Raw genomic sequence first — 16798 nt, forward strand, 5'->3', positions numbered from 1 at the left:
GCGCGCTGACAGCTCACTGATTGGTGCGGGCGATCCGCGATCAGCGCTCCGTCAGAGGGCTGTCAGCCGCGTTGCCCGAGCATGGGCGGGTCCGTATCCATGGGCGCGCCCGGCTCCGCGCCGTGCCTCCATGGCAGCCGAGTCAGGAGGCACCATGACCGCATCCGGGGCAGCCGAACTGCCGCTGTCGGCGGGCCAGGCCGACATCTGGTTCGACGAGAAGCTCTCCGGGGGCAGCCACGCGTACAACACGGCGGGCTATCTCGACATCACCGGCCCGCTCGACCCGGATCTGCTGCGCCTCGCGGCCCGCCGCCTCGTGGACGAGGCGGAGTGCCTGCGCTCCCGGTTCACCGCCGACGAGACGGATCCGCGCCAATACGTCGCACCGCTGGCCGAACTGCCGTACACGACAGTGGACTTCACCGGCGCCGACGCGCCGCGGGAAGCGGCCGCCGACTGGATGCGGGCCGATCTCGCCACCCCCCTCTCCGGCGCCGGCACGCCCGAGGACGCCCCGCTGTTCCGGCTCGCCCTGCTGCGGCTCGCCGAGGACCGCTGGTACTTCTATCTCTGCATCCACCACCTGCTGTGCGACGGCTACAGCCAGGTGGTGTTCTGGCGCAGGCTCGCGGAGCTGTACGACGCCTACGACACCGGCGCGTCGCCCGACGAGGGCCGACTGCCCCCGCTGAGCGCCCTGTTGGACGCCGAGCGCGCGTACACCGGGTCCGACCGCGCCCGGCGGGACGCCGCGTTCTGGGAGTCCCGGTTCGGCCGGGCCCCGGAGCTCGTGACCCTGTCCACCCGCGACCAGAAGCCGGAACAGGCCTTCGTACGGGATGAGTTCAGCCTGTCGCCCGAGGTCTCCGATGCGCTGCGCGCGGCGGCCCAGCGGTCGTCGGTGACCTGGCCCACCGTCGTGATGGCCGCCGTCGCCGCGTACACCCAGCGCCGCACCGGAACGCGGGACGTCCTGCTCACGGTGCCGGTGGCGACGCGGGTCGGCGCGCTGATGCGTGCCGTGCCCGGGATGGTCGCCAACACCCTGCCGCTGCATCTGCCCGTGACCGCGGGCACCAGGACGGGGGACCTGCTGGAGCTGGCGTCCGGGGAGTTCACCCGGATCCTGCGCCACCAGCGGCACCGGGTGAGCCGGATCCGGCAGGCGATGGGGCTGCGCAGCGACGACAAACGCCCCTTCGGACCGCTCGTCAACATCCTGCCCCAGCAGACCCGGATGGCCCTCGGCCCGTGCGAGGTGACGGTCGTCAATCTGTCGACCGGCCTCATCGACGACTTCGAGATCACCGTGGTCGACGCCGTCGACGGCGGCATCACCGTCCACCTCAGCGGCAACGCGGGCCTCTACACCGCGCAGGACGCCGCCGAACACGCCGCCTGCCTGGCCCACTTCGTCGAGGAGTTCGTGACGGCGGACCCCGACACCCCGCTCGGCCGCCTCGACCTCCTGGACGCCCCCGCCCGCGACCGCGTCCTCGCGACCGGCCACGGCTCACAGCCCACCGGCGCGTACGAGGGCGTGGTGGAGCGCGTACGCCGCGTCGCCGGCCTGTACCCGGACGGCGTCGCCGTGCGCGACGACACCGGCAGCACCACGTACACGGACCTGGTGGGCGCCGCCAGCGCACTCGGCCGGACGCTCACCGGCGCCGACCGCGTCGCCGTCCTCGCCGCCCCCGGCACCGGATTCATCACGGCCGTGCTCGCGGTGCTCGGCGCGGGCGGCGCGTACGTCCCCTTCGACGTCAACGCCCCGCAGGCCCGCCTCACTTCACTGCTCCAGGACAGCGGGGCACGCCACCTCGTCGCCGACCCCGCCCATCACGGACTGGCCCGCGAGATCGTCGCCGCCGCCGGATCCACCGCGCAGATACTCGTCCTCGACGGGGCACGGGACGCGGCCGACGACCTGGCCGCCCCGGTCGGCGGGGCCGACGACCTCGCCTACGTCATCTTCACCTCGGGCTCGACCGGCCGCCCCAAGGGCGCGATGGTGCACCGCGCGGGCATGGTCAACCATCTCCTGGCGAAGATCGAGGACCTGGACCTGCGCGAGCACGACACCGTGGTGCAGAACGCGCCGGTGACCTTCGACGTCTCGGTGTGGCAGATGCTCGCGCCGCTGCTCGTCGGCGGCGGCGTGCGGGTCGTGTCGCGCGCCGTGGCCGCCGACCCCGATCTGCTCTTCCCCCTCACCACCGACGAACGGATCACCGTCCTCGAAGTCGTGCCGTCCCTGCTGCGGGCCGCCCTGGACGGCTGGCAGGAGAGCGGCGGCCCGCCCGCACTGCCGCTACTGCGCTCCCTGATGGTCACCGGCGAGGCCCTGCCCGGCGACCTGTGCGTCCGCTGGGCCCACCACCACCCCGCCATCCCGCTGATCAACGCCTATGGCCCCACCGAGTGCTCGGACGACGTCACGCACGCGGTCATCGACGCCCGCTCCCTGCCGACCGGACCCAGCGCCCCGATCGGCCGCGCCGTGCGCGGCACCCGTCTGGTGGTGCTCGACGACGCGCTGCGCCCGGTGCCGCCGGGGACCCCCGGTGAGCTGTACGCGGCGGGCGCCGGGGTGGGCCGCGGCTATCTCGACGACCCGGCCCGCACCGCGCTGGCGTTCCTGCCGGACCCCTACGGGCCGCCCGGCAGCCGCATGTACCGGACCGGCGACCAGGTGGTGCTGCGCGAGGACGGGCAGTTCGAGTTCCTGGAGCGCCGCGACCACCAGGTGAAGGTGCGCGGGCACCGCATCGAACTCGGCGAGATCGAGGCGGCGTTGCGGGGTCTCGACCGGGTCGCGGACGCCGCGGTCGTCGTCCACTCCGACGCGGGCGGCCACAAGCGTCTGGTCGGCTACCCCGTCGCCCGGCCCGGCGCCGCCGCCGACCCCGCGGCGCTGCGCGAGGAACTCGCCCGGCTGCTGCCCGACTACATGGTGCCCGCGCACGTCCACTTCCTGGACGCGCTGCCGCTGACACCGCACGGCAAGGTCGACAGGAAGGCGCTGCCCGTACCGGAGTTCACCGGTCCCGCCGCCGCGGCCGCGCCGCACGGAAGGGCCGAGGAGATCCTGTGCTCCGCGATGGCGGGCGCCCTGGGCCGTGGCTCGGTCGGCAGGGACGACAGCTTCTTCGCGCTGGGCGGCGACTCGATCAGCGCCCTCCAGGTCGTCGGCAGGGCCCGCCGCGCGGGGCTCGGCCTCTCCGCGCGCGACATCTTCGAGCACGCCACCCCCGCCGCGATCGCCGCTGCGGTCGGCGATCCCGCGCCCGACGCCCCGGCGGCGCCCGCCGCGGCCGCCGCGGCCGACGACGGGGTGGGCGAGATCGAACTCCTGCCCGCCGCCGACCAGTTGAGGGAGCAGCTCGGCGCCCTGGACGCGCCGCTGCGCGAGTACAGCCAGCACGTGGCCGTCGAGGTGCCGCCGGACCTCGGCCCGGACCTGCTGACGCGGGCCCTGCAGGCGGTGCTCGACCGGCACGACGCGCTGCGCCTGACCCTGTCCGCGCCGGTGCCCGGACTGTGGAGCCAGAGCGTCGCGCCGCCCGGCGCGGTCGCGGCGTCCGACGTCCTCGACGTGGTGGACGCGAGCCGGGACGAGCGGCCCGTCGCGCGGGTGATCTCCTCGCTCGCGGCCGACGCCCGCGCCGCGCTCGACCCGTGGCGGGGCGCCGTGCTGCGCGCCGTCCTTGCCGACCTCGGCCCCGAGCGCGGCCGCAGGCTCGTCCTGGTCGCGCACCACCTGGTGGCCGACGGGGTCTCCTGGCGCATCGTGGTGCCGGATCTGCGGGCCGCCTGCGCACAGCTCGCGGCGGGCGCCGAACCGGCGCTCGAACCCGTGCCCGGCTCCCTGCGGCGGTGGTCCCGCGAGGTGTCCGCCCACGCGCGGTCCGCGGCCCGCACCGCCGAACTGCCCCTGTGGCTCGATCAGTTGAAGGACGCGGGACCCACGGTGGGCAGCCGCCCCCTGGACCCGGCACAGGACGTGCACGGCACCGCGGGCACCCTGCGCACCGAGCTGCCAGCGCCGCTCACCGAGGCGCTGGTCACCGAGGTGCCCGCACTGCTGAACGCCGAGATCAACGACATCCTGCTCGCGGCGTTCGCCCTGGCGCTCGCCGACTGGCAGCGGCGCCGCGACGGCCGGGGCGATGGCCCCGGGCGTGCCCCGGCGACGGTCGTCGAGGTCGAGGGGCACGGCCGCGAGGACCTGGCCGACGGTGTCGACATCTCCCGTACCGTCGGCTGGTTCACCAGCTCCTTCCCCGTCCGGCTCGCCCACGGCGAGGCCGTGCCCGGCGCCCTGGACGAGGGCGGCCCCGAGGTCGGGGCGGCGGTCAAGCGCGTCAAGGAACAGCTGCGGGCGCTGCCCGACCACGGAGCGGGCTTCGGGCTGCTCCGCCATCTCAACCCCCAGACCCAGCCGCTGCTCGCCCGCTTCGCGCCGCCGCAGTTCGGCTTCAACTACCTGGGCAGGTTCGGTCGTTCGGGCGCCCTGTGGTCCCTCGACGGGGCCGACGCGGTGGTCGGGCTCGGGGCGCACCCCGACACCCCGCTGCGGCATGTCGTCGAGCTGGCGTCGGTGGCCGAGGAGCGGCCGGACGGCACCGTCCTGGTCGCCGAGTGGGTCTGGGCCGCCGGTCTCCTGGACCGGGCCGACGTCGAGAGCCTGGCCGCGGCCTGGGCCCGGGCGCTGGAGGGGATCGTCGTCCACGCCCGCAAGCCCGGCTCCGGCGGACGGACCCCGTCGGACTTCCCGCTGGTGAGCGTCGCGCAGCGGGAGATCGAGGAGTTCGAGCGGTGCGTCGGTCCCGTCGCCGACATCCTGCCCACGTCCGCCCTGCAGCAAGGGCTCCTGTTCTCCGCCCAGCTCGACACCGAGGGCCTCGACCCGTACACCCTGCAGATCGGGGTGGACGTCGAGGGCCCGCTGGACACCGGGCTGCTGCGGGCGAGCGCGGCCCAACTGCTGCGCAGGCACAGCAGCCTGCGCACCGCGTTCCCCCGGCGCTCCGGCGGTGATCCGCTCCAGGTCGTCGCCGTCTCCGCGGAGGCCGACTGGACGGTCACGGACCTGAGCGGCCTGCCCGACCAGGCACGCGAGGCCGCCCTGGAAGAGGCGACGCAGGAGGAGTGGACGCGCCGCTTCGACCTGACACGGCCGCCGCTGGTGCGCTTCCGGATCGTCCGGCTCGGCGAGAGCCGCCACCGTCTGCTGTGGAGCGTGCACCACTCCCTCGTCGACGGCTGGTCGATGGCGGTGTTCGCACAGGAACTGTTCACCCTGTACGCGCACGGAGCGGACCCGGCAGCGCTGGCCGGGCCGCCCGCGTACCGCGACTACGCGGCCTGGCTGCTGGGCCGCGACGAGGAGGCGGCCCGCCTCGCCTGGAAGGCGGCACTCGACGGCGTCGAGGAGCCGACGCGCCTGGTGCGGAAGACCCTTCAGGACACCGCGGCGCTCCCCGGCGAGCTGATCGTGGACCTGGACGAGGACCTCACCGCCCGGCTCACCGCATCGGCCGCGCGGCACGGCGTCACGCTCAGCATGCTGATGCAGGGCGCCTGGGCGCTGCTGCTCGGGCAGCTCACCGGTCAGCGCGACGTGCTGTTCGGAGCGGTCGCGTCGGGGCGGCCCGCCGATCTGCCGGGCGTCGAGTCGATGGTGGGCTCCTTCCTCAGCACCCTTCCGGTACGGGCCCGTCTCGCGCCCGGCAGCACCTTCCACGACGTCGTCACCGACCTGCGCACCCAGCAGGCCGCCCTCGCCGAGCACCGGCATCTGGGCCTGGCCGAGGTGCAGCAGCTCGCCGGTCTCGGCGACCTCTTCGACACCGTGATGAGCTACAACAACTACCCGATGGCGGACGTGTCCAGCCTGGCGGGCACGGTGCCGGGACTGCGCTTCCCGTACGCGCACGCCCGGGTCGTGGCGGAGTATCCGCTCGCCCTGTCCTGCTATCCGGGGAAGCGGCTGCGCCTGCACACCCAGTACGCGCCCGGCGCCTTCGACCACGCGCGGGCGAGCGCGGTGACGGACCGTCTCATCCGGCTGCTGCGCGCGGTCGTGGCACAGCCGAACGCGCCGCTCGCCGCCCTGGAATCGCTGTCCGACGAGGAGCGGGCGACGCTGCTCGGCGACTGGGCGGGCAGCATCACCGCCACCCCGTCGGCGGTGGTGACGGACGTCGTCGAACAGTGGGCGGCCGATACGCCCGACGCCGTCGCCGTCGTCGCCGCGGACACCGAACTGTCGTACCGCGAGCTGAACAGCCGGGCCAACCGGCTTGCCCGGCTGCTCCTGGCGCGCGGCGTCGGCCCCGAGCAGTCCGTGGCCCTCGCGCTGCCGCGCTCGGCCGACCACCTCGTCGCCGTCCTCGGCGTCCTCAAGGCAGGCTGCGCCTTCCTCCCGGTCGACACCGCCTACCCGGCGGAGCGCATCACGCACATGCTCGACGACACCCGGCCCGCGGTGCTGCTCACCACGGACGAGCTGGGGCGCCGGATGCCGGACACCGGGACTCCGCTGCTCGCGCTCGACAGCGAGCCGGTCCTCGCCGATCTCGCGGGCCACGCGGACAGCGATGTCGACGCGGCCGAGCGCGGGGCGCCGCTGCTGCCCGGGGACGCGGCGTACATCATCTACACGTCCGGATCGACCGGGCTGCCCAAGGGAGTTCAGGTCGACCACGCCGGATTCGCCGCGATGCTGGCGAGCCTGACCGAGCGGTTCGGCCTCGACAGCTCGGTGCGGGTGCTGCAGTTCGCGTCGTACAGCTTCGACGCGTCCGTGTGGGAGTGGGGGCTCGCCCTGCACAACGGCGGGGCGGTGGTCGTCGCCGACGAGGAGGCCCGGGCCGGCGGACACCCGCTGGCGGAGCTGATCCGTGGCGCCGGGGTCACGCTCGCCGGGCTGCCGCCCGTGGTGATGGGCGCGCTGCCCGAGGACGCCGTGCTGCCCGCGGGCCTCACGGTCGCGGTGGCGGGCGAGGCGTGCCCGCCCGAGGTGACCGCGCGCTGGGCGGGCCGGGTGCGGCTGTTCAACGGATACGGCCCGACCGAAGCCGTCGTGGCCTCCACGGTGGGCGGTCCGCTGGACTCCGTGGCGCGCCCGCCGATCGGCCGGCCCACCGCCGCGCACCGGTGCTACGTCCTGGACGGGGCGCTGCGCCCCGCCCCGGCGGGCGTCACCGGGGAGTTGTACGTGGCGGGCGGTCTCGCCCGCGGCTATCTGCACCGCCCCGGGCTCACGGCGTCCCGGTTCGTCGCCGACCCGTTCGGCGCCCCCGGCGCCCGGATGTACCGGACCGGCGACCTGGCGCGCTGGCTGCCCGACGGCCAGCTCGACTATGCGGGCCGCCACGACGACCAGGTGCAGCTGCGCGGCTACCGCATCGAACTCGGCGAGATCGAGGCGGCCGTGGCCGCGCACCCGGCGATCTCGGCGGCCGTGGTGACGGTCCACGAGGACACGGCGGGGCACCGGCACCTCGTCGCGTACGCGACGGCCGACGGTGCCGCGCCGGACACCGGCCGCCTCACCGACGCCGTGCGGACGCACGCCCGGTCGGCGCTGCCGCAGCACATGGTGCCCGCCGCGTTCGTCGTCCTCGACGCGTTCCCCGTGACGGCGCAGGGCAAGGTCGACCGCAAGGCGCTGCCCGCCCCCGACTTCTCCCGCACGGCGGGCGACCGGGCCCCGCGGACCCCCGCGGAGGAGATCCTGTGCGCCCTGTTCGCGGAGGTCCTCGGGCTGCCCGAAGTCGGCGTCGACGACGACTTCTTCACGCTGGGCGGGCATTCGCTGCTGGCCACCAAGGTGGTGGCGAAGGCGCGCTCCGCGCTCGGCGTGGAGCTGCCGATCCGGGCGCTGTTCGAGTCCCGCACGGTGGCAGGCCTGGCCCGGCAGGCGGCGAGCGCGTCGGCGGCGAGGCCCGCGCTGCGCGCCGGGGACGACACCGGTGCGGAGGTCTCCGCCCTGTCGTACGCCCAGCGCCGCCTGTGGTTCGCCAACCGCCTCGAACAGGACGGCCGCGGCACCTACAACGTGCCGTTCGCCCTGCGCCTGACCGGTGCGCTGGACGTCGGCGCGCTGCGCGGCGCGCTGGCCGACGTGGTGACGCGGCACCAGGTGCTGCGCTCGGTCTTCCCCGCCGCCGACGGCACTCCGGTCCAGCGGGTGCTGCCCGGCGGGGAAGGGCCGCGGTTCGCGACGCGCCGGGTGGCGGAGCGGGACCTCGCCGCCGCGCTGGCCGACGAGGCGGAGGAGAACTTCGACCTGACGGCCGAAACCCCGCTGCGGGCCCGCCTGTTCGAGCTCGGCGAGCCCGGTCCCGACGGCACGGCGGTGCTGCTGCTCGTCTTCCACCACATCGCCTTCGACGGCTGGTCCATCGCCCCGCTGGTGAGCGATCTGGCGCTGGCCTACCGGGCGCGGTGCGCGGGCGATGAGCCCCGGTTCGCGCCGCTCCCCGTGCAGTACGCCGACTACGCGCGCTGGCAGCACGAACTCCTTGGCTCCGCGGACGACCCGGACAGCGAGCTGACGCGCCAACTCGCCCACTGGACCGAGGCGTTGGCCGGGGCACCGGAGGAGATCGGGCTGCCGCGCGACTTCGCGAGGCCCTCGGTGGGCAGCCACGCGGGCGACAGCGTCGGGTTCCGGGTGTCCGAGGACCTCGCGGACGCGCTCGACGGGCTCGCGCGGGAGTGCGGGGCCACGCTGTTCATGGTGCTGCAGGCGGCGTTCGCCACGCTGCTCGGCGGGCTCGGCGCGGGCCGGGACATTCCGCTGGGCACACCGATCGCGGGCCGCACCGAGGACGGGCTCGACGATCTGATCGGCACGTTCATCAACACGGCCGTGCTGCGCACCGATCTCTCCGGCGATCCCTCCTTCGCCGAACTCGTGGGCCGCGTACGGGAGGTGAACCTCGCCGCGTACGCCCACCAGGACGTGCCGTTCGAGCTGGTCGTCGACGCCGTCGGGCCCACCCGTTCACTGGCGCGGCATCCGCTGTTCCAGGTGATGCTCGTCCTGCAGAACACGCAGGAGGCGCCCGACGTGGAGCTGCCTTCCCTCACGGTGCGCGGCGAGCCGGTGCCCCAGCGTCTGACCAAGTTCGACCTGCGGTTGCAGTTCGACCAGCAGGACGGCTTGCGGGGCGTCCTCGAATACGCCACCGAACTGTTCACCCGCACCACGGCCGAGAGTCTCGTCGAGCGGCTGCTGCGCGTCCTGCGCACCGCAGCGGCGGACGCGGACATCCGGCTCTCGGACATCGATCTTCTGAGCGCAAAGGAGCGGCAGCAGGTGCTGACCGACTGGAATCCCACGGACCGAGAGACGGTACGAGGCTGCTGGCCCGAGCTCTTCGCGGCGGCCGCCGAGCGCACCCCGGACGCCGAGGCGGTGGCGGCGGACGGTGTCTCCTGGACCTACGGCGCCTTCGCCGCGCGGACGAACCGTCTCGCCCATCGCCTGAGGGCACTCGGCGCAGGACCCGAGCGGGTCGTCGGCGTCGCCCTGCCTCCCTCGCCCGAGCTCGCCGAGGCCGTCGTCGGCGTCCTGGCGTCCGGCGCCGCCTGCGCCCTGATCTCCCCCGGCCTGCCGGTCGGCCAGATCGAGACGCTCGTCGCGCAGGCCGCGCCGGTCTGCCTGGTGACCACCCGCGCCGGGGCCGCACGGCTGCCCGCGGGCGTGCCGCGCGTCGTCCTCGACGACCCCGGGCAGCGGGCCGCGCTCGACGCCCTGGACGGCACGCGGCCCGGGGCGGCGCACGACCCGCTGCACCCGGCCCTGGTGGCCTACACGGCGGACGCGGACGGCCGCCTCCTCGGCACGGTGATCGAGCACGGGGCACTCGCGGCCCGCACCTCCCGCGTGTCCGACGCACGGGACGGGGAGAGCGGCGCCGGGCCGCTGACGCCCGAAGGTCTGGCGAGCGGTCTGTTCGCGCCGCTGCTCGCGGGCGGATCCTTCCGCCCCTCGGCGGCGGCCGACGACGCCGGGGACACGGCCGACGCGGTGGCGCAGCTGTTCGCCGCCCACCGCCCCGGCAGCACCGTGCGGGCGTACGTCCTGGACGAGGCGCTGCGCCCGGTTCCGCCCGGCGGGATCGGTGAACTGTACGTGGGCGGCGGCGAGTTGGCCCGCGGCTATCTGGCGAGGCCCGGTCATACGGCGGAGCGGTTCGTGGCCGATCCGTTCACCGCCGGTGCCCGGATGCTGCGTACCGGCACCGCGGCCCGCTGGACGCCGGACGGGCGCCTCGCCCCCGCCGAGCCCGTGGCCACGCGCGCGGAGGCCGGGGCGGGCGACGCCTCCGCAGAATCGGAGGCATCGGAGGCGTCCGCCGCGCCGGGCGGTGTCGCGCCGCGCACCCGGTTCGAGGAGGTCCTCCTCGGCGTCGTCCGCGAGGTGCTCGGCAGGACAGACCTCGGGGTCGAGGAGAACTTCTTCGCCACCGGCATGAACAGCATCCGCTCGATGCACGTCGTGAGCCGGTCGGGCAAGGCAGGTCTGGAGGTCACCATCGCCGATGTGTTCGCCCACCAGAGCGTGGCCGCCCTGGCCGCCGAGGTGGAGCGCAGGCAGGCACCGGCCCGTCAGGCGCCGCCGCGCGGCTCCGTGATCGACGACGTCTTCGCGCAGCTCGGGCAGGGCGACGAGGACCCGTTCGCCACCGTGGTGCGGCTCAAGCCGGGCGGCTCACGGCCTCCCCTGTTCTGCCTGCACAGCGGCGTCGGATTCGCCCTGCCGTATGTGGGTCTTGCCCGCCACATCGGCGACGACCACCCGATCTACGGGATCCAGGCGCCGAGCATCACCGAACTGGCGCCACTGCCGGGCAGCGTGCGCGAAATGGCCGCCCAGTACGCGGAGTTGATCCAGAAGGTGCAGCCGTCCGGGCCCTACCACCTGCTCGGCTGGTCGTTCGGCGGCTGCCTGGCGCACGAGGTGGCGGTGCAGCTGGAAGACGCCGGGGAGGAGGTGGCGCTGCTCGCCGACCTGGACTCCTATCCGCGTACGGCCGAGGAGGAGGCGGGCGACGACCAGACGCTGCTCGGCTGGGTCATCGAGCTGGTCGGCGAGGACGCCTCGCGCTTCGGGGGCCGCGAGCTGACGCCGGACGACGTCCTCACGGCGCTGCGTGAGGGCGAGAGCCCGATGGCCGCCCTCGGCGAGGAGAAGGTGCTCGCCATGCTGCGGACGATGCGCAACAACGGCCGCCTGATGAACGAGTTCAGGCCGCGCGCCTTCCGGGGCCGCATGCAGCTGTTCGTGGCCTCGGCGAACGCGTCGGACGCCGAGGTCGCGGAGCGCTCCGCGACCTGGGCACCGTATGTGGCGGGCGGCGTCGAGACCCACCAAGTGCCGTGCAGCCACGACTACATGATGCATCCGGACCCGCTCGCCCTGGTCGGCTCCGCGGTCGCCGCCGAGCTGCAGCGGCTGCATCTGACGGCGGCCCTGCGCGCCGGCGGCTCGTCGTGACCCTCACCGCTGCCCGCCCGGCCGGGCGGCTGCGGCACTGCGCGGTGGAGACGCTCGCGGTGGCGGGGCGCAGGCTGCGGCATCTGCGCCGGTCCCCCGGCCGGTTCCTGGGGATCACCCTGAACCCGCTCCTGACCATGCTGGTGCTCGGCTTCCTCCTGGAGAAGTCGCTCTCCGTGCCGGGCGGCGGCAGCTATCAGGAGTACATCTTCGCGGGCGCCGCCGTGCAGGGCGGCCTCGCCGGGGTCGGGCCGACGGCGATCGCGGTCGCGAGCGACCTCAAGGGCGGCATCATCGACCGGTTCCGCTCGCTGCCGCTCACCCGGTCCTCGGTGCTCCTCGGGCACACGTTCGCCGACTTCCTGGTGGGCCTCGCGGGGCTGGTGGTGGTCACCGGATTCGGGCTGCTGCTCGGCTGGCGGCCGCACACCGACACGGGCGGGTTCCTGCTCGGCTTCGCCCTGCTCGCCGCGTTCTCGTACGTGATGCTCTGGGTCGGCGTCCTGTTCGGCCTGGCCTCGCGCAGCCTGGAGACCATCAGCGCGGTCACCCCGCTGGTGGTGACCGTACTGCCGTTCCTGTCCAGCGCCTTCCTGGTGCCGCGGAACCTGCCGGCGGGGCTGCGCACGGTCGCCGAGTGGAACCCGGTGAGCGCCGTGGCCCAGGCCTGCCGCGAGCTGTGGGGCAATCCGGTCGCGCACGGCAGCGGGTTCCCCGCCCAGCATCCGCTGCCCGTCGTCGCCCTGACGCTGGGCGCGGCGCTGCTCGCCGCGGCGACCCTTGCGCTGCGCCGCTACGGCACGGCGGGCCGCTGATCCCGCGCCGCCGCCCGCACCCGGTCCGGCCCTCGCCGAGGGCCGGGCCGGGTCGTTCTCATCCACCCCTCGTACGGCTGAAGGAGAGACCCCTCATGGACGCGGAGCTGGCGATCGAGGCGATCGGGTTGCGCCTGCGGCGCGGTGCCACACAGGCACTCGACGGCCTCGACCTGTCCGTCAGGGCGGGCACGGTGCTCGGCCTGCTCGGCCCGAACGGCGCGGGCAAGACCACCACGGTGCGCGTGCTGTCCACGCTGCTCACCCCGGACGCGGGGACCGTGCGGGTGGCCGGGTACGACGTGCTGCGCCACCCCGCCGAGGTGCGCCGCAGGATCGGTCTCGCGGGGCAGTACGCGGCGGTGGACGAGTTGTTGACGGGGCGTCAGAACCTGGAATTGATCGGCACGTTGCTGCACCTGGGGCGGCGCGAGGCGCGCCGCAGGGCCGCCGAACTGCTCGACAGATACGCGCTGACGGCCGCCGCGGACAAGCCCGTGGGCAGCTACTCGGGCGGGATGCGGCGCCGCCTCGACCTGGCCAGCTGCCTGGTCGTCCGGCCCGATGTGCTCTTCCTCGACGAACCCACCACGGGCCTCGACCCGGCGAGCCGGATCCTGCTGTGGGGCGCGGTGCGCGACCTCGTGGCCGACGGCATGACGGTGCTGCTGACCACGCAGTACCTGGACGAGGCCGACCAGCTCGCCGACCAGATCGTCGTGATCGACCACGGGCGGGTGATCGCCGAGGGCACGGCGGACGAACTCAAGAGCAAGGCCGGGGGCGCCCGGCTGCACTTCACGGTCGTCGACCGGGCCCTGCTGACCGCCGCGCTCGCCGCGCTCTCCCCCGTCACCGTCGGCGCCCCGCTCAGCGACGTGGACCGCGGCGCGGCCACCGTGCAGCTCGTCGACGGCATGGAGGGCGTCGCGGCCGCCGCCGCCGCGCTGCGGGACACCGGCATCGAGATCGGCGAGTTCGGCCTGCGCCGCCCGACGCTGGACGACGTCTTCCTCGACCTGACGGGCCATATGCGGTAGGGCCTGTCCGTACGACAGAGCCCGTCCACGTTCCTCACCGGAACGTGGACGGGCTCTTGCGTGGGTGCGGCGCGGATCAGGCGACCGCGACCGCGTCGGCCGGGCGGCCGCGCAGCATCACCTTCGTGGGCAGCAGGCTGGCGCCGAGGGTGAGCAGGGCGGCGAGGCCCATGACGGCGAAGTAGATCCAGACCGGACCCTGTGGCAGTCCCGATCCGCCGAGCGCGATGCCGAACGGGATCAGGGTCGCCGCGGCGACGGCGGTGCCGAGGACCATGCCGACGAGCGCGACCAGGGCCGACTCGACGGTCATCATGCGCAGGATCTGCTCGGGCGTGGCCCCGACGAGGCGCTGCAGGGCGAACTCCCTGCGCCGCTCGGAGGCCGCGATGATCATCGTGTTCACCAGGGAGATCACCGCGTAGCCGACGATGGTGCCGGCCAGCAGATAGTTGATCCAGGCGCTGGTCGCGCTGTCGTCGGCGGAGTCCGTCGAGGCCCGGTCCACGATCCGCACGCCCGCCAGATCGTCCGTCACCGCACCGATCCGCTCGGCGAGTTGCGCCGTCGACGTGCCCTGGTCGGCGGTGACGAGGATCTGCGGCACGAGGCCCGTGGTGGAGTGCTCCAGCATCAGATCGGCGGGCAGGAACGCGGTGCCGAATCCCTTGCGAGCCTCGTACGACGCCACGACCTTGGCCTTGATCTGCGTCCCGTCGCCGAGCAGCAGCGTGACCGTGTCGCCGACCGCCTGGCCGCTCTCACCGGTGAGCGAGGTCGGCAGAGCGATCGTGTTGCCCTTCAGGTTCTTGTAGGAACCCTCGACCGGGGGCGCGGCGAGGGTGCGGTCCGCGCCCTGCGGGCTGATGCCCTGCACCGACAGTTCGGTGTTGTCCGGGTCGTCGCCCTCGGCCTTGTCCTCCTCGCTCTGCGGTTTGATGATGTACGCGGTGCTGGGGACGTAGGCCGACGCCCCTGCCACACCCGGCTGCCGGGAGAGGGTGTCCACCAGGCCCGGCGAGAAGCCGCCCGTGCCGGAGCTGACCACCGTGTCGGCGGCGACCAGTTCCCGTGCGGCGTCCTCGGTCGCCTCGGCCTGCGAGGTCTGCAGATAGATCAGCGCGGTGGCAAGGCCCGTCGCCAGCATGACGGGCGTGACGGCACCGGCCATCCTGATCCTGCGCACCTTGGCGTTGTTCAGGGCGAGGCTGCCCGCGAATCCGGTCATCGCCTGCACCGGCCGCCGCAGGAGCGCGGTGAGCAGCCGGGTGAACGCCGGGCTGAGCAGCGCGAATCCACCGGCCCACAGCATCGCGGCGGGCGCCGCCGTGCTCGCGGCCACGGTGCCCTCCATGACGAGCGCGGTGACCAGGGCGAGGGCGGTGCCGCCCGCGAAGCAGAGCAGCGCGAAGACGAGCCGGGACCTGCTCAGCCAGCGCTGCTGCAGCGCGGACTCGGCCAGCGCGTCGGCGGGGCGGGCCCGGGCGGCGCGCCGCGACGCGATGAACGCGGCGGCGACGGCCGAGGCGAGCGCCGTGATCGCGGCGATCATCATCGGCAGCCAGCCCGCGCGGAAGACGATCTCCGGGGCGACCACCCCTCCCCCGGCCAGCCGTTGCAGCATCCATTCGCCCGCCCAGCGGCCCGGCACCAGGGCGAGGGCCACCGCCACGACGGCGATCACCAGGGTCTCGCCGACGATCATCCGGCGCAGCTGGTGGGGCAGGGTGCCGACGGCCCGCAGCAGCGCCATCTCGCGCAGCCGCTGCTGGACCAGCAGGGCCAGGGTGGAGCCGACCACGAAGACCGCGACCATGACGGCGATCCCGCCGAACACGGCGGACAGGGAGATCAGCCGGGTCGAGGCGGCGAGCGCCTCGGGGAACTCGGCCTCGCCCCGCTCGTCCCCGGTGAGCGTCACCGCGGGCGCGTCCTTCAGCACCTCGTCGATCCGTCCGGCGAGCAACTTCGGCTGGTTGGCGCCGGTGCCGGACGCGGCGACCACGGCGATGGAGTCGACCTGTCCGGGACGGCCGAGCAGCCTGCGCGCCTCGTCGTCGGCGAAGTACACCGCGGCGGAGGCACCCTCCACGGGCCTGGCGATCCCGGTCACGGTGACGTTCTCGGTGCCGCCCGCGACGGCGAGCCGCAGCTTGTCGCCCGGCTTCGCGTCCAGGCTCCGCGCGAGGCGCTCGTCGAGTGCCACCTGGCCCGCCCCGCTCGGGGCGCGCCCTTCGGCGGGCTTCGCGGCGGCGAGGGTCGCGCTGGACCAGCCGTGCCCCTGCAAGTCCTCGCCGCCTGAGGCGGGTTGGCCGTCGCGCACGGCTGTGACGGGGAACGTCACGTCGGGCACGGCGCGTTCGACGCCCTCGACGGCGCGCACCCGCTCGACGTCGGCGACGTCGAGCCTGACGCGTTCGGGGAGCACGTCGTGGTCGAAGGACTGGTTGCCGGTGACCACGACGGGGGCGGCCGCGAGGCGTTCCGGCGGCACGTTGCTGCGGATGCCGGTCTCCATGAGGGAGCCGCAGGCCATGAGGATCAGCGCGCCGAAGAACAGCGCGACGAAGGAGGCGAAGAAGCGTCCCTTGCGGAACTTCAGTGACACCAGGGCGAGCCGGAACATCACGCGGCTCCTTGCGGGACGTCGGTGTAGCTCTCGCCCCAGGCGCCGAGGTGGGTCATCCGCTCCGCGATGGCGTCGGCCGACGCCCCGTGCAGCTGGTCCACGATCCGGCCGTCGGCGAGGAAGACCACCCGGTCGGCGTGCGACGCGGCCACCGGATCGTGGGTGACGACGACGGCCGTCTGCCCCTCGTGGTGCACCGCGTCCCGCAGCAGCCGCAGGACCTGCAGCGCGGAACGGGTGTCCAGGGCGCCGGTCGGCTCGTCCCCGAACAGCACGGCGGGGCGGGCGATCAGGGCGCGGGCGATGGCGGCCCGCTGCTGCTGGCCTCCGGACAGCTCACCGGGACGGTGCGCCGCGCGGTCGGCGAGCCCGACCCGTTCCAGCGCCTGGCGCACGGCGCCGCGCTCGGGCCTGCGCCCGGCGAGGCGCAGCGGCAGGGCGACGTTGTCGGCGACGGTCATCGCGGGGAGCAGGTTGAACGCCTGGAAGATGAAGCCGATCCGGTCCCTGCGCAGCAGGGTCAGCGCCTTCTCGTCGAGCTGCGTCAGCTCCTGCCCGTCGAGCTCCACGGAACCCTCGGTGGGCCGGTCTAAGCCCGCGGCGCACTGCAACAGGGTGGTCTTGCCCGAGCCCGAGGGACCCATCACGGCGGTGAACGTGCCGCGCCGGAAACCGATGGAGACGGAGTCGAGCGCCCTCACCAGCGTGCGCTCCCTCCCGTAGGTGCGGCTGGAAACTGTCAGCCCCCCCACCGACAAGCAGCGGGGCCCCGCAGGGGGCGGACTAAAGATTA

Annotated in this window: 5 protein-coding genes; 3 read left to right on the top strand and 2 right to left on the bottom strand. The window is 74.3% G+C overall.

The window, feature by feature from the left end:
- Positions 1-154: 154 nt before the first annotated feature.
- The 3 genes from ACFWZ2_RS05900 to ACFWZ2_RS05910 all read left to right on the top strand — a co-directional run bounded on the left by ACFWZ2_RS05900 (position 155) and on the right by ACFWZ2_RS05910 (position 13376).
- The gene (locus ACFWZ2_RS05900; RefSeq protein ID WP_384542416.1) at positions 155-11521 is read left to right on the top strand and encodes an amino acid adenylation domain-containing protein; all 11367 of its coding nucleotides are present in this window, start codon (positions 155-157) and stop codon (positions 11519-11521) included.
- Positions 11518-12336, top strand: a complete 819-nt coding sequence (locus tag ACFWZ2_RS05905) for an ABC transporter permease (RefSeq protein ID WP_384542419.1) — start codon at positions 11518-11520, stop codon at positions 12334-12336. Before ACFWZ2_RS05900 ends, ACFWZ2_RS05905 begins: the two co-directional genes overlap by 4 nt.
- Positions 12337-12431: 95 nt before the next feature.
- Complete coding sequence (locus ACFWZ2_RS05910; protein ID WP_384542422.1) at positions 12432-13376, top strand: ATP-binding cassette domain-containing protein; 945 nt, start codon at positions 12432-12434, stop codon at positions 13374-13376.
- A 76-nt stretch (positions 13377-13452) separates the two neighbouring features.
- Here the strand turns inward: ACFWZ2_RS05910 and ACFWZ2_RS05915 are convergent, their stop codons facing one another.
- Together ACFWZ2_RS05915 and ACFWZ2_RS05920 are read right to left on the bottom strand one after the other, a co-directional pair.
- Positions 13453-16002: an FtsX-like permease family protein gene (locus ACFWZ2_RS05915; RefSeq protein WP_384542425.1), complete on the bottom strand. Its 2550-nt coding sequence runs from the start codon at positions 16000-16002 to the stop codon at positions 13453-13455.
- Complete coding sequence (locus ACFWZ2_RS05920; protein ID WP_384542769.1) at positions 16002-16763, bottom strand: ABC transporter ATP-binding protein; 762 nt, start codon at positions 16761-16763, stop codon at positions 16002-16004. The genes ACFWZ2_RS05915 and ACFWZ2_RS05920 overlap by 1 nt, the downstream gene beginning before the upstream one ends.
- Positions 16764-16798 lie beyond the last annotated feature (35 nt).

Origin of the sequence: Streptomyces sp. NPDC059002 (assembly GCF_042740435.1) — a bacterium.
Lineage (GTDB): Bacteria > Actinomycetota > Actinomycetes > Streptomycetales > Streptomycetaceae > Streptomyces.

Coding starts and splice junctions, on each gene's coding strand:
- ACFWZ2_RS05900 (WP_384542416.1), top strand. CDS start 155: ATGACCGCATCCGGGGCAGCCGAACTGCCGCTGTCGGCGGGCCAGGCC.
- ACFWZ2_RS05910 (WP_384542422.1), top strand. CDS start 12,432: ATGGACGCGGAGCTGGCGATCGAGGCGATCGGGTTGCGCCTGCGGCGC.
- ACFWZ2_RS05915 (WP_384542425.1), bottom strand. CDS start 16,002: ATGTTCCGGCTCGCCCTGGTGTCACTGAAGTTCCGCAAGGGACGCTTC.